Origin of the sequence: Azohydromonas australica DSM 1124 (assembly GCF_000430725.1) — a bacterium.
GTDB classification, from domain to species: domain Bacteria; phylum Pseudomonadota; class Gammaproteobacteria; order Burkholderiales; family Burkholderiaceae_C; genus Azohydromonas; species Azohydromonas australica.
Genome location: NZ_KE387208.1, coordinates 1,640 through 15,810, shown reverse-complemented (window position 1 = coordinate 15,810; position 14,171 = coordinate 1,640). Strand labels below are relative to the sequence as shown.

Genomic DNA, 14,171 nt, shown 5'->3' with positions numbered 1-14,171 from the left:
TGAGCGCACAAACATACTAGGATGCGGCCCGTTCATACAGTTAGCGTGAAGCAACGTCCTGGCGCAGATCCAAGCTCAGCTCCGTATCGGGCATTAAGATTTCTACAGACATTAGTCGACTCACGACCTTACGGGCTCGTTCTAGCGAATCCCGTGACATCTGTGCGGCGGCCTGTAATTCTCGGTTTTCCATGAAGTACCGTTCAAGCTCTTCCTGAACCTGATGCATCTGTTCCATGAGCAATCCATTTTCGGCGCGGACTTCATCCAACATGCTGTCCCTAGAAGAGCGTAACCGAGTCAGTTCTAGTTCGGCAGCCTCCAGCTTCTTGGCGGACTCTAAAACAGAAGCGTAACTTCTCTGCAAAGCATCAAATTCTGCCTGTAGACTGCTCAACGCGCTTTCAGCCCGCGTCAGCTTATTTTCTGTTAATGAGTGGGCATGATCTGCAGCCCTTTGGCGTTGACAGGAAGCGACATGCTGCTGTTGAGCCTCCTGGAGCTGCGCCTGCAGGGACTCAGCACTATTGCGCATAGCATCCAGTGCAACCTTAATTTTTTCCCTATCCCGCTGTTCAGCCTCAAGCTGGTGCTTAAGGCTTGCCAGCTGCTGGGAATGAGATTGTTCTGCAATTGATTTTTCCTGACAGATTCTTGCCAGTTCCCCCTCCACCTTGGAGGCTTGCGTCTTCAGTGCCGCTACTTCACTTTTGGCGGCTTTCAAAGCCGCCTCGGATGCCTGCTTGGCATCCTGCTCGGCTTCGAGCGCCTGCTTAAATTTTTTCAGCTCTTGAGCGACCGTGGCTGCAGTTGCTTCCGATTTTGACAGTTTCCCAGTAGCTGCATTCAACTTCCCGGTGCAGTCCGCTAACTCATTCCGTACCTGCGCAAGAGCCACGGCTTGTGCGCTGCTGGCACTGTCCGATGCGCCACGCGCTAGCCCCAAGTAGAAAAGATGCAACTCTTCCTGCGCAGCGTGCAGTTGTTGCAGAAGCAGCGCAGCGTCATCGTGAGCACCTATGGGTGCAAATGTTTCTTGGTTATTCATAAACAGGCAGCCCCACATTCCACACAAGGTGACCCAAACTCTTGCCCACACCTTCGCCACATTTACCAATCAAGACTTCCTCGATGGACTTCTTGGCAAGGTACAACATTCGTCGATTATCTTTGTTCTTATAGAACAAACTATTCGGCGAGTTCTTCCTGTAGTGATATAGGGCACGCGGCACGGTCGATATCTTCAAGCCGGAGAGGAACGCCTTTATATAGAACCGGAAATCCACCATAGGAACCGAGTCGAAGTCGCATTCATACCCTCCCATTTGAAAGAACTTTTCAGTGCGAACAATGAACGTGCCCTTGCCGAAGAAATTTGCAAGCAGGTTTGTCTCCAGCGATCCACCGAGCGACAAGGAAACATATTCTCGTTTGATCTCAGAGCCTCGCTGCCATCCCGCGTGTTCGAAGTAGTCGGCAAAGCAACTTAACACATCGAGGCTGGGGTCTGCCGCGAAAGCTCTGACATAGGTCTCAAGCATTTCCGGCTTGGCCATATCATCGTCATCAAAGAAACAGATGAATTCCCCGTTGGCAAGTTCCGCTGCGGTATTGCAAGCTCGCCCTTTGTATGCTTTGCTAGTCAGTCGCTGGTAGCGGACACCCTTCTGCGCACAAATTTCCTCATTCCTCTGCCACTCAACACTAGCATCGTCAACAACGATTATTTCCAAATTCCTGTAAGTTTGGTACTGCAGAGAATCGATGGCATCACTCAACAGTTCCGGTCGATCGCATGTGGGAACGATGACGGAAATCATAGCCGACCCATGCAAACGCGATACTGGACTGAAACGCTCCGGAAATTCAATGAGAAATGTGGCCCAGCGCTTGCAGTTTTCGCTCATATCAAACGACAAGGAAGGAACCTTACGTTTCTGGAAGGCACTCACCAAACTATCTGCCAAACCCTCCGGGGAGCCAGCCTCAAATAGAACATCCGAGTGATGCTCGTCAGCAATAAGTTCTTTGATGCCAGGTATATCAGATGCAACAAAAGGCGCGTCGTAAATAATAGACTCCACCGCCACACATGACGATGTCTCACCGAGCGTCGGGTAGACAGCCACACACTTAGCTTTCTTACAAAACTCAAAAATCATTTTTGGAGTGGTATTAACAATGAAGTGAAAAACGTGCGCAGACCCCTTAAGTTTCTCCTGAATATATTCGGCCGCATCCACTCCATCAATCTTAGTGGAATTGCCTGCAAAAACTATATTCATAGCGATGCCGCGCTCAGACAGCAATGCCGCACTTTGCAGCAGGGTGTCGACGCCTTTCAAGCGCTCCATCCGTCCGTAAAATACGACGGTAGGCAATGAAGGCGCCAAGTTGATTTGAATGTCTTCGGCTTTTCGCTCGTCTTTGTAAATAATATTTGGAATATGTCGAGCAGACTTGACTTTGAATTTCTCGCAAAGCCAATCCGCATAATATTGACTCGGCGTTGTCACAACATCAGCCAACCCCAGAGCCATACGCTCCATGAACATGGTTGCTGCTTCTGCCCATTTGGACACTTTTTTGGACCCAAAGTGGTAGGAGAGTTCGTGATTTCCATGAGCTGAAATCACAACGCGGGCATACTGCAACGATAGACCGTACTTTTTGGATAATAGGGCATAATAACCCAAACCCATGAAGTCGTGAAAAACCACAGTATCATACAGGCCGTCGACGGAAGCTAAATATTCGTCCACCGCTTGGGAACGACGCATCTCTTCCGAACCATAGTTTTTCTTATTGATATCGAGAGTTAGCAAGCGGGCACCGAAATTTTTCAGGTAATATTCAACCCAGGTTTGTCGATTGCCACGCCCATAATATGGATGCGCAACATAAACGATATCAATCTTGGCATCACTATTTTCAGAAACCGCCTTAACCATATTATGAAAACAGGTAGCAATACCGCCACCGGGCGTCGGCCCGAGAAGACCGGCGGTCACAAATAGTATCGACGGCCGACGCGAAGGTGACTTCTGATCGGGAGCGGCACTAGAGCAAGCACTGCTCGCAAGACGCAGTGCTTGCTGCAAGTTGTCTTTGTATATTTTTATAGGCTTTTCCGCTATGAGTTCTCTGTACATATTTACAGAGTCCTCATAACACCCTTCTCGCAGCATCTTGTTTGCCAGCGCGAACTTCTGCACAATATTCTTGGTATTAGGCATTTCAAGTCCTCAAAATTTTTACAGCAGCATTCCCACCAATTGCATCAGCGCCAATTTATAAAGATTGGCTCGAAACAATACCAAATTTTTTTAGTATGCCAGTATGCTTTAGATGCAAGTAATTTGGAATTTCCCTGGGGTACCTATCTAAAGATGCTTGAGACATTGCAAGAGCTGCCTCGCGGCTTTCGAGTTTGGCATAAATCTCGGCAGCCATATAACATGCCTCGAAGTCGAAATCTTTCGTTTTCTCCATAAAGGATAGAAAATAAAAATAATCATCATGCCCTAGCTTTGCATGTGACACGCTCACCACATTTCTATAGTAATTAAGAAATGCCTTCGGATCTTGCCTAAACAAATTAGCACATTGTTGTCGAAAAGAGTCCACATCAATGGGGCTATACTCCGCCATGGCAATTAAACAACGTTGTATCACTTTGCTCTTGACCAAAGCTCTCGCCACATCATGATTAGCGTAAGGCACCTCAATCACGCAATCGCCATCACAATTACCTGAAATCCGCTTAAGATTTTCAATATGCTGGCGATCCAGCGAGTGGTTTGGGTCAAAAAATACCAATAGCGGCACTCGCTGACGAGACAAATTATTTACTTCAGCGATGCTGCCCATTGGCATTTCTTTACGCTCGTTCATCCATCGCGGCTCAAACGGAGCATTCTCAGGAAGAATCAATACTTGGGGCGCAATAGCGATTGAATGGATTGCACCAAACAAGCTTCTAAAATTTACTGCTGCATAGCCGCCCATTGAGGCACCGTACAAAACTAAGTCGAGTCCAGACGATTTCGCATGAGCGCAGATATCAAATGCAATTTCCTCGATATCTGACGATCGATACCAAACGTTTTTGCGTTGCACCACAAAGTATGCCGGGATTCCATTTACCCCAAAGAAGGCATGCCCGAAAATAGTACCCACACCGGTCATTGACCATGCAGAAAACGAAACAAAAGCAATGCGAGACGCGGGATTTACCTTAGGAAGCACATAAACATCGTGATAGTCATAAGACTTCAACTTCAACAACGACATACCATTCTCCAATTAGCCGCTAAAAATAGCGTATTTATCACGCCTCAAATACTCGCAAACCGGATTTCGTACTTTTAACCAGATTGCCCGACCGGCGACTCGCAGGCGATCAATAGCATCTGAGCTATTGCAAAGCTCGCTCAATAATTTAGGTATGCCTTCAACACCAGTTCTCGATTCCCTCACAAACACAGCAGCTGCACGCCATTCCGAGTATTCACCCGGCAGTGCTAAACGGTCGGACAAAATCACCGGAATAGCGCCCAACCCCAGAGATTCCCAAAGACGAATGCTATTGGGCCCTGATCCCGATGGGCACAGACTAAAGATAGATTTCTCTAAAATCTGCCGGTATTCTTGCTCCTTAAGTTGTCGTGCGACTTTGGCCTCATCTGGCTCTGTGTCACCATGGATTTGCTCTCTGTATACTGGCCCTTGATAATGCCATTCGTGGCGTCGGAGCGTATGGGCGTTAGGGCGCGATGGCAGTTCAAAAATCCATTGTCTTGCCTTACTCAAATACAAATCCGGCTCGTAGGCACCAATAAAGCTGTAGAGGTACGGACGCTGTTCTAACGGCGGTGTATCGGCTGGGTCAATGTCCGGGCCACAGCACACTGGGTAGAGCGGGAATGGATGGACGCGGATGCCGCCTGACCAAGTAGGCTCCTCCCTGACAGCATGAGACCAATACACGTCCGTAACGCCCAGTGCCTGAAGGTGCTCGAGCATGTCTTTGGCCCAGATATGCTGCATTACGGTGGCACGCCGGAGCGTTATGCGTGGCGGAGCCCAGTGCAGTGCTTCCAGTAAAGGCTGGGCACGCTGGTGTTGACCCTTGTGCTTCAGATCCACTAAGGTAGCCCAAGGAAAGCACAGTATTTGCAGGAGGGGGTCGGGCCGCAGCATGGCTAGGCAATGCTCGTAAGCCCATTCTTCGGTTTTATTAGGCCGCTGCCAGCCATGAGGCCAAGCCAGCACACTGCCTTGACGTTGCCATTTCATACTTGCCCCCCGCCCGAAGGCTTCGCATACACCGTTGCATTGGCCGGCGCTATGCGCAACATGCTGGCGCCCTTTTCCATAGGCAGCGAAGTGTGAACATACGCACGCTCGGCCCGCCGCAGATCAGCCTCCCAAGTTTTAACGATGTCCTTTTCATCCTGACGTCCGTAGTCATCCAGCAAAAAGTGCAACGCAGCGGCCGGAAAATGAACCAGCACCGCATCCAGTGCGGGGTAGCGCGCCATGGCACCCGTGGCCGCCGGCGGTCCATCGACGAAGACAAGCAGCTTGGGAGCCGAGACCCCGCGCAGCGCTTGGGCCGTTCGCGCCAGCGCAGTGTCGCAGTCGTAGTAGCGATACTCGCGCCCATTAGCGCCTCCTCTGGATGCCAAAGGCGCCAACTGCAGGTCTACCGACTCTTTCAAACCTCCACGTTGCAACAGAGCGGTTGTTTGCTCGTGGTACTTCGACAAATGCTCGAAGGTTAGTAGGCGGCCACCGCCCAGCTGCTGTTGCAGTCGCGCGATGATCAGCGTGCTGCTTCCTGAGCCAAACTCAATGACCTGATCGTAACGCTCAGTGCGTAGCAACTCAGCCAGATGCAGGGCGATGTCCGAACTCACCGGCCAACCATGCAGCGGCGGCATTGGCGTACCCTGGCCACTCCACAGCGACTGCAGATTCAGAAAGGCCTCTACCTGCTGCACAACATTGTGGGACTCCCTTTTCATCGCATCGGCCAGTTGCTCGCGCACTTGAACAAGCTCCTGTTGCTGACGCTCGATGTGATCCAGCAGCGACCGCTGCTGCTGCTGTGCGGTAGCCAGCGTAGCCACCAACTCACGCTGAGCGTCATGCAGTTGCACAGCCACGCTCGCAAGTTGCGATTGCAACTCGTTCACCTGCCGCTGCGTCGACGGCGACGCCAGCTTCAGCTGTTGTTGTATGCGTCGCAGCATGCTCAGGTGCATCTTTCGGCTAACCGGCGCTCCGCTTCGTCAAGCACCACGTCCAGCAGCCGGCGAGACCGGTGCGCTTGTGCGGCAGCCGCAGGCTGTGCGGCCTCGCGGTCCTGCACAGGCTCTCGCAACAAATTCTCCAGACATGCCATTGTCTGCGGATGCTCGGGATGCGCGATCAACACGGCGGTCAGCAAGGTCACAGCCCCTTGTCGGTCGCCTTGTTCCAACAGCCACTGTGCGCGCGCCACGCCAGCGTCTCCGCCCACCTGGGCCAGCCGCGCATGAGCCTGCTTCATGCCCACCTGGCACGCCAGTGCGGCGCGGTAGGCCGTGTCTGCTTCCAACGGTTGTCCCTGCAGCCGCAGTACATTGCCCAGTCCCAGATGCGCCCAGGCCAGTTGTGCGTCGGCCTGCACCGCTGCCTGGTATGCCTTCAGCGCGGATTCAAGGTCGTTCTCTAGCAGCCAGGTCTCGGCGATGCGGCAATAGCACAAGGCATTGGGCCCAAGAGCTTTCATCAGCCGCTCGTAGCCCGCCCGTGCCTGAGCGCACTGTCCAGTTTCCTGTAACAGGCTCGCAGTGCGCAGCGCCTGCAACAGCGCGTTCAGAGCGTTGGAGTTGCGGACTTGCACTATTTGCGCCAGCCGCTGTGCGAGCGCAAGCAGCTCCGCACGTGGCATCAAGTCGATGTGTGTGGGCTGACGCTGAGGCAGCGTGGCCATGGAACGGCCCGGCAACAGCAGTCCTGTTTCCAGTACGCGCACGCTTAGCTCGTGCGGCCGGCCGTCGAAAAGCTCGTTGGAGAGCTGCAGCCGAAAGTGGTGCTGGCCGTCGCCGATATGGTTGGCTTGCAGGTCGTCGCGATAGCGATCCGCTAGGCCGCGGCCTACCACTTCGCTTTCGCACAGCACTTCCACGCTCAAGCGGCGCTCAGGCTCTTCCGGACAGAATACCCAGCCGTGCGCTAGCTCATCCACCACACCGTCGAAATGGCCTCTCACGACCAATGCCGGCCCGGTCGGAGCTGGTGCTGCAGCTATCGGAGCGGGTGCCAGTGCTTTGCGCAGCGGATGCGCCGCCGGCAACACTGCATCGAAAGCCGGAACCAGCAAGCGACCATAGCGCTTGAGCAACGCGGCGAGCGGCTCCCGCTCAGTCTCGCCCCAGCGCAGGCACTCCACGCTGAACACCGGCTTGCGCCCGCCAGCGGTGATGCAGCCCAGTTGCACCAAGCCGGCCGGCGGGTGCGGCCAAGGCACGAAGGCGACATAGACGGCCGCGCCGCCCATGCTCTGCCGCTTTAACCACGAACCCTTGGTTGCAGACAGCAGATGGGGCAGCGGTTCCTCGGCATAGCGGGCAAATGCTTCCACGGACTCGAAAGCCGCAGGTATCGCCAATAGCACGAACACACCTTCGTCAACGCCAAGTGCTCCCAGCGGTTTGAGTGCCAGTGGAGCGGGTGGCGTGGCAGCCCCCGCCTGCTTAACCGTCGCCCCGACTGCCATGGGGCCGCCCGCAAGCCTAAAGGCCTGGGCGTCTGCCTCCACAGGCATCAACGCCGGGACGGCGCCGCCTTTCGCCGCCGTGGGCAGCTTGCGCTGCAAAGTGCGTTGCGACGGCGGCTTGTGGGCAATGGGCGCTGGCGCCGCGGTCGCAGCTGCCTCGGCGGAGGCTCGCCTTTTACGCACACCTCGACGTGCCAGGACCTCTTCCTCGATTCCAGTCGACTCGTCCTTGGCAGCGTTCTTTGCGGTCTTGTTGGGCATGGGTGGAAACGAAGGTATGGGGAGCGGGGTCAACGCAATGCCGTTCGTGCCACAGCGCGCATCAAAGCGCTGTTGGCACACCTTGCTGGAGCAGTTGCAAGCGCAACCTCGATTCGGTCAACTGCAGCTCAGTGTTCACCAGCGCCACTTCAGCATCGGCCAGCGCCTGGTAGCTGCTGATGACGTCGATGTTGGTCTTCACGCCGCCCTGGTAGCTCTTGACGTTGGCATCCACCGCAAGGCGGGCGGTCTCCACCGCCTGCCGGCGGATGCGCACCTCGTCGCGGGACGAGCGCAGCGCCGTGTACAGCCGTGTCGCCTCCGTGGCGGTGCTGTCCTGGGCGTAGCGCAGGTTTTCCTGGGCACGCACCAAGTCGGCGGCGGCGCGCTGGTTTTCGTAGTAAGGCGACACGCCCAGCGGGGCCGACAGCGTGACGGCCACGCGCGAGCTGTTGTTGGGTTCGAAGCCCGACGTCTGGACACGAGCGACCTGGGCGGACACCTGGGGCAGGTACTGCGCCACGACGCGGCGCGATGCGATCCGCGCCAATTCCACGTTGAGCTGCGCGGAGCGCGCAGCCGGCGCACGCTCGCGCACGTAGCTTACCAGCGCATCAAGGTCTTCGGATTCCGGCCACACCGGCACCTGCACCTGCAGCGTGGGCACGTCGGCCCGAAGCCCGGTCTGCAGCGTGAAGTTGCGCTCCGCCGCCTGCAGCGCATTGCGCAGGCTCACGCGGTTGGCCTGCGCCACGGCCACACGCACCTCGAAGTCGCTCACCTCCGTCACGGTGCCCTGCCCCAGCTCGCGCATGCGCCGAGAGCGGCGCAGCTGTTCCTCAAGGCCCTCGATCTGCACCGTGAGGGCGCGGATCTGCTCGCGGTTGCGCACGATGTCCGCCATCGCGGTGAAGACGCGCAACGCCATGTCGTTGTCGGCCTGCGCCAGCTCCACCTCGGCCAGGGCCGCCAGCGGATCGGCCTGCTTCAGCGTCAGGTAGCGGTCGAAGCTCAGCAGCGGCTGGGTCACGCTCACGCTGCGGGTGCTGCGCCCACTGGCGGAGACGTCAGCCTGGTTGTAGTTCACGGCAGCCGAAGGGTAGAAAGCTGCGCCGGCCTGGCTGGCCTGCACCCGGCGGTTGGCTACGGCGGCCAGCGCCGCCGTGTACTGGGCATCGGCACTGCGCGCCGCCGCCACGGCCTGCTCGAAGCTCTGGGCATGGCCCAGGCCGCAAGCGGTCGTGGCAGTAAGCGTCACGATCACGCTCTTGAGCCGGGATGAGAAGGGAAACTTCATGACTGCTGGTGATTCGGGCCGGCTCTGGGGCGATCCATGTCGGTTTGTTTGCTCGGACGCGATGCTAGGAACGTTTCAAGTCACGCATCAACGGATTGACGCCGTCCACGCCTGATTTGCGGACGCATTTCACGAACGGCCTGTGCCGGATTGCACACGGCACCGTGCTACGCCTGGACGTGCTCCAGGCGCAGCGCTGCACGGCGCAGCGGGGGCGCCGCGGCCGGCGCGATCAGTCTTCCTTGAAGCTGCGTGCGAAGCGGTCCGTCAATGGCTTGACCAGATAGGTCATGAAGGTGCGCTCGCCGGTCTTGACGATCACCTCCACCGGCATGCCGGGCTGGATCTGGTGATGGCCCAGCAGCTGCATGCCTTCCGGCGTGGTTTCCACCTGGGCCAAGTAGTACTCCGTGTTGTCGCTCGGGAAAATCAGCTTGTCCGCACCCACGAGCTTGACGACACCGGGCACCACCGGCGTGTTGCGCTGGTTGAAGGCCGAGAAGCGCAAGTCCGCCGGCAAACCTTGCCTGACCTTATCGATGGAAGTCAGCGGCACGCGCCCCTCGATGATGAGCTGGCCGCCCTGCGGCACAATCTCCATCAGCACCTGGCCGGCGGTGATGACGCCGCCCACGGTGTTGACCTTGAGGCCCACCACGGTGCCGGACACCGGCGCCTTCACCTCAGTGAGGTTGCGCGCGAACTTGAGCGACTCCATGCGGGCCTGGAAGGCCTCGCGGTTCTTCTGGATCTCGGAAAGCTCGTTGTCGATGTCCTTGTTGAAGATGCTGCGCTGCTGCGACATCTGCAGCTGCGTGGATGCGATGCTGGCCTGCGTGCGGCTGGCCTCGGCAGCCAGGTTGGCCATGTCGCTCTGCAGGCTACTCTGCGAGCGCAGCGCCTCGTTGGCCTTGGCCTCGGGCACGTAGCCTTCCTTGGCCAGCTGCGCGATGTTGCGCGCCTCGCGCGCCACGAGCTCCAGCTGGCTGCGCTTCTCGGCAACCACCTTCACCAGGCTCTGTGCCTGGGCCTGCTGGCCCGACAGCTGCTCGCGCAGGATGCGCAGCTGGCCCTCCAGCTCGGCGCGGCGCGAGCTGAACAGTTGCAGCTGCACCAGCTTGGCCTCGGCCACGCGCGCGTCATTGGCACCGAACTGGGCCAGCTCGGGCTTCCAGCGGATGTCGGTGCCCATGCGCTCGGCCATCAAGCGTGACTCGGTGGCCAGCAGGTTGATGTACTGCCCCTCGGCATTGGTGAGATTGGCCTCGGTGTCCAGTGGGTTGACCTTGAGCACCACGTCACCCTGCCGCACCTGTGAGCCCTCGCGCACGAGCAGGTCCTGCACCACGCCACCGCCCGGGTGCTGCACCGCCTTGCGGTTGCCCGACACCGTGACGGAGCCCGGGATGACCACGCCCGCGTCCAGCGGCGCCACCATCGACCAGACCAGGAATGCGGCGAAGGTCACTGCGACCATGCGCACGATCGAGCGGCGAACCGCGCTTTCCTCCAGCAGCACGGGCTCGATGCCCTCGCCCTTGGGCTGCAGCTTGGCGGGGTCGTAAGGGTTCCAGCCCGTGGCCCAGAGCCGCAGGCGTTGTGCGAAGGCACTCATGCGGTGACTCCTCGTTGATGCGTTGCGGACTCCAGCGCAGCCGGGTGGGCCGGCGCGCCAGGCGCCGCGGCGGCAAGCTCAGGGGTGGGCGCAGGCTGTGCGCGCTGCACGGCGGCGAAGAGATCCTTGGGTGCGCCGAAGCCCACCTGCCGGCCGCCCTTGAGCACCAGCATGCGGTCCATGATGCCGAGCACGCGCGGGCGGTGCGTGGTCACCACCACGGTGGCGCCGCGCTCGCGCAGGTGGCGCAGCGTGGCGATCAGCGCCTGTTCGCCAACCTCGTCGAGGTTGGCGTTGGGCTCATCGAGCACGACGAAGGCGGGGTCGCCGTAGAGGGCGCGGGCGATCGCCAGGCGCTGGCGCTGTCCGCCCGAGACGGCAAAGCCCGCATCGCCCAGCATCGTGTCGTAGCCCTGGGGCCACGAAAGGATGGTCTCGTGCAGGCCCACGAGCTTGGCCGCGGCCACCACCTTCTCGGCATCGACCTCTCCCAGGCGAGCGATGTTCTCGGCCACCGTGCCTTCGAAGAACTCGATTTCCTGCGGCACGTAGCCGATATGCGGGCCCAGCTCATCGTGGTTCCAGTCCGAGATCTCCACGCCGTCCAGGCGCACGGAGCCCTGGGCGGGCTTCCACACGCCGACCAGCAGCTTGGCCAGAGAAGACTTGCCCGAGGCGCTGGGGCCCACGATGGCCAGCGCCTGCCCGGCTTCCAGGCTGAAGTCCAGGTCGGCCAGCACCGGCTTGGCCATGCCCTGCGGCACAGCCGACATGCCCTCCACGACCAGGCGGCCGGTGGGCGCGGGCAGTGCCATCTGCTGCGAGCGCCCCTCGTCCTCGCCCAGCAGTTGGTTGAGCCGGTCATAGGCCTGGCGCGCCTTGACGACGCCGGGCCAGCCGCTGATGAGCTGCTGCAGCGGCGCCACCGAGCGGGCGATGAGCATCGTGGCGGCCATGACCATGCCGCCGGTGATCACGCCTTCGATGGCCAGGAACAGGCCCAGTGCCATGCCCAGCGACTGGAAGCTGTGCTGCAGGAAGCTGGTGAGCCCGGAACCCGTGCCCGCGGCATCTGAGGAGTTGACCTGCAGCATCAGGAACTTGCGGTGCTTGCGGTGCCAGCGGCGGCGCATGGCGGGCATCATGCCCAGTGCCAGCGTGGATTCCGACTGGCGCAGCACGCCGGCGGCGATCTGCATCGCCTGCATGTTGGCGTCGTTGGACGCCTTGAGCGCGGCGGACGTCATGCGCTGGTTGACCAGCGTCACGATCAGCATGACCGCGGCGGCGCACAGCGAGAACAGCGCAAGGAACGGGTGGAACACCGCACCCACCACGATGAACAGCACGGCGAAAGGGGCTGACATCAGCGTCAACACCCCCTTGCCACCCAGGAACTGGCGCAGCTCCAGCAGGTCCGACATCACCTGTTGCACGTTGAGCTTGCGCCGGCCGACATGGCGCCTGAAGGCGGCATCGAAGACGTCAACCGCCATCTCCCAGTCCACGCGCAGTGACAGGCGCACCATCAGGCGTCCCCGCATCCAGTCCATGGCGGCCCAGAACAGGTAGACGCCCACCACGAGCACCGTCAGCGACACCAGCGTCACCACGCTGCGGCTGGGCATGACCCGGTCGAAGGCATTCCACATGTAGACGATGGGTGCCAGCGAAACCGCCTCGATGACGAAGCACAGCGCCGCCACCGCCCAAAAGCTGCGGCGGCACTGGTAAAGCACCTGCCCTACCGGCGTGGTGCGCACCGGCCCTTGACGAGTGCTGGGGTGCTCGGATTGTTGCATAACTTCTCTTCCGGTAACCGGCCGTATATGCCGGCCCACAGTGGAAAAGCCCTCTTCCGCGAACGGAAGAGGGCTCGGTCGGGTGTGAGGCGGCGTATCGCCGCCTCGTCCTCGGCGTGAATCCGGTCAGCTGTGCTTGTGGAACGGATCGAGCGGGTTGGCGGGCTCCTCGCCCAGACCCAGCAGTTGCACCTCGGTGGCGTTGAGGTGTGCCAGCTCGATGGGCAGGGATGCCGACAGGGCCGCCGCGTAGTCCGGGTCCGACCCGTCGCCGGCGTAGAGCAGCTTGTCGATGCCCAGGTCCTCCAGTTGCTCGAACGCGCCGGCATGCTGCAGCAGCGCCGCCAGGTCGTCGGCAGTGACCACCAAGTCCACCTCCGTGCCGGCCGGCACATGGAAGTGCGGCAGGTCGTCGATGGTGAAGCCCGGGTCGCTCGCCCCCGACTGCAGCGCGTCGTGCGCAGCCAGCGTGATGCGATCCACACCCGCGGCGGCATGCACCTCGTCCACACCCAGCTTGGCTAGGTCGGCCAGCGAAGCCTCCAGGTACGCGGTGGAACCGTCGCCGGCTTGGGCATCGGCCTGCGCCACGACCACCAGTTCCGGTCCGGTGCCGTTGAAGTGGCTGTCGGCCTCGGCCAGTGCGTTGGCCAGCGCATCGTCGATCTCGATGCTGTCCACGCCGGCGTGGGCGAGCGCCGTCTGCAGCTCGTCCAGCGAATGGTGCAGGTCGTCCACGCTGCCGAACTGTTCGTTGCGCAGGTCGTCCATTTCCAGGTTGGCCGTCGTGTCTGCGTGCTCGAACAGCGTGCGCAGCGCATCGAGCTCGGCGGCGTCGGCCGTCTGGGCCAGCGCCAGCGGGTCGTCGATACGCACCTCCAGCCCGCCGTTGCTGAGCCAGCCCTCCGTGGGCGCCTGCGACTGCGCCAGATCGATGGCCTGGCCCGCATCTAGCTCCAGCGCATCGGCACCTGCGGCGTGCAGGTGCGAAGCCAGCGTCTCCAGGCCCACGTGCGCGTTCTCGCCCGACAGCACGGCGTTGAGGTCCTGCTCGCTGAGCTTCACCGTCACGTCGGCCGCGCCCAGCAGCGCGTGCAGATCGTCCGGCGCGGCGGCATGCAGGAAGCCCGTGCCCGTGACGGTGATGGCCGTACCCGGATCGAAGCTGAAGTGTGCGTGGGCCAGATCCGCCACCTGGCCGGCATCCAGCGCCAGATGGTCCACGCCCACGGCGTGCAGCTGCTGCACCAGCGCGTCCAGCGCCGCGTCTCCATCGTGCAGCACCTGGCCCAGCTCTTGGGCGCTGAAATGTGCCGTCACGTCGGCCGCGCCCAGCAGGCCGCCCAGCGCCACCGGCGTGACACCGCCGGCATGCAGGAAGCCCGTGCCCGTGACCGTCACGTCCGTGCCCGCGTCGAAGCTGAAGCC

At 60.0% G+C, this 14,171-nt stretch carries 10 protein-coding genes; all 10 read right to left on the bottom strand.

Annotation, left to right across the window (positions count from 1 at the left end; all coding sequences use genetic code 11):
* Positions 1–40: 40 nt before the first annotated feature.
* Positions 41–1,048 carry a coiled-coil domain-containing protein gene (locus tag H537_RS53505; protein WP_156901997.1) on the bottom strand — a complete coding sequence of 336 codons (1,008 nt, stop codon included), beginning with the start codon at positions 1,046–1,048 and terminating at the stop codon, positions 41–43.
* Positions 1,041–3,236: a glycosyltransferase gene (locus tag H537_RS51615; RefSeq protein WP_084151018.1), complete on the bottom strand. Its 2,196-nt coding sequence runs from the start codon at positions 3,234–3,236 to the stop codon at positions 1,041–1,043. The genes H537_RS53505 and H537_RS51615 overlap by 8 nt, the downstream gene beginning before the upstream one ends.
* A 55-nt stretch (positions 3,237–3,291) precedes the next feature.
* Positions 3,292–4,293, bottom strand: coding sequence for an alpha/beta fold hydrolase (locus H537_RS53500; RefSeq protein WP_156901996.1), 1,002 nt, complete (start codon positions 4,291–4,293; stop codon positions 3,292–3,294).
* 12 nt (positions 4,294–4,305) lie between these two features.
* Positions 4,306–5,202 carry an exostosin domain-containing protein gene (locus H537_RS51610; RefSeq protein WP_169517111.1) on the bottom strand — a complete coding sequence of 299 codons (897 nt, stop codon included), beginning with the start codon at positions 5,200–5,202 and terminating at the stop codon, positions 4,306–4,308.
* 92 nt (positions 5,203–5,294) lie between these two features.
* Complete coding sequence (locus H537_RS46180) at positions 5,295–6,257, bottom strand: class I SAM-dependent methyltransferase (RefSeq protein WP_169517110.1); 963 nt, start codon at positions 6,255–6,257, stop codon at positions 5,295–5,297.
* Positions 6,258–6,259: 2 nt separating this feature from the next.
* On the bottom strand, positions 6,260–8,029 hold the full coding sequence (locus H537_RS0129095; RefSeq protein ID WP_156901995.1) for a tetratricopeptide repeat protein: 1,770 nt from the start codon (positions 8,027–8,029) through the stop codon (positions 6,260–6,262).
* 61 nt (positions 8,030–8,090) lie between these two features.
* Entirely contained in the window at positions 8,091–9,326 is a 1,236-nt protein-coding gene (locus tag H537_RS0129090) for a TolC family protein (RefSeq protein ID WP_029000674.1), read from the bottom strand.
* A 232-nt stretch (positions 9,327–9,558) separates the two neighbouring features.
* On the bottom strand, positions 9,559–10,941 hold the full coding sequence (locus tag H537_RS0129085; RefSeq protein WP_051243512.1) for an HlyD family type I secretion periplasmic adaptor subunit: 1,383 nt from the start codon (positions 10,939–10,941) through the stop codon (positions 9,559–9,561).
* The gene (locus tag H537_RS46175) at positions 10,938–12,743 is read right to left on the bottom strand and encodes a type I secretion system permease/ATPase (protein ID WP_084151016.1); all 1,806 of its coding nucleotides are present in this window, start codon (positions 12,741–12,743) and stop codon (positions 10,938–10,940) included. Before H537_RS46175 ends, H537_RS0129085 begins: the two co-directional genes overlap by 4 nt.
* Before the next feature lie 126 nt (positions 12,744–12,869).
* Positions 12,870–14,171 (bottom strand): hypothetical protein (locus H537_RS46170; protein WP_043460559.1); only part of this gene is annotated, 1,302 nt, incomplete at its 5' end.

What these genes read in the sequence shown, in the direction of transcription:
- H537_RS53505 (WP_156901997.1), bottom strand. Translation starts at nt 1,048, where the DNA reads ATGAATAACCAAGAAACATTTGCACCCATAGGTGCTCACGATGACGCT.
- H537_RS51615 (WP_084151018.1), bottom strand. Translation starts at nt 3,236, where the DNA reads ATGCCTAATACCAAGAATATTGTGCAGAAGTTCGCGCTGGCAAACAAG.
- H537_RS53500 (WP_156901996.1), bottom strand. Translation starts at nt 4,293, where the DNA reads ATGTCGTTGTTGAAGTTGAAGTCTTATGACTATCACGATGTTTATGTG.
- H537_RS51610 (WP_169517111.1), bottom strand. Translation starts at nt 5,202, where the DNA reads ATGCTGCGGCCCGACCCCCTCCTGCAAATACTGTGCTTTCCTTGGGCT.
- H537_RS46180 (WP_169517110.1), bottom strand. Translation starts at nt 6,257, where the DNA reads ATGCTGCGACGCATACAACAACAGCTGAAGCTGGCGTCGCCGTCGACG.
- H537_RS0129095 (WP_156901995.1), bottom strand. Translation starts at nt 8,029, where the DNA reads ATGCCCAACAAGACCGCAAAGAACGCTGCCAAGGACGAGTCGACTGGA.
- H537_RS0129090 (WP_029000674.1), bottom strand. Translation starts at nt 9,326, where the DNA reads ATGAAGTTTCCCTTCTCATCCCGGCTCAAGAGCGTGATCGTGACGCTT.
- H537_RS0129085 (WP_051243512.1), bottom strand. Translation starts at nt 10,941, where the DNA reads ATGAGTGCCTTCGCACAACGCCTGCGGCTCTGGGCCACGGGCTGGAAC.
- H537_RS46175 (WP_084151016.1), bottom strand. Translation starts at nt 12,743, where the DNA reads ATGCAACAATCCGAGCACCCCAGCACTCGTCAAGGGCCGGTGCGCACC.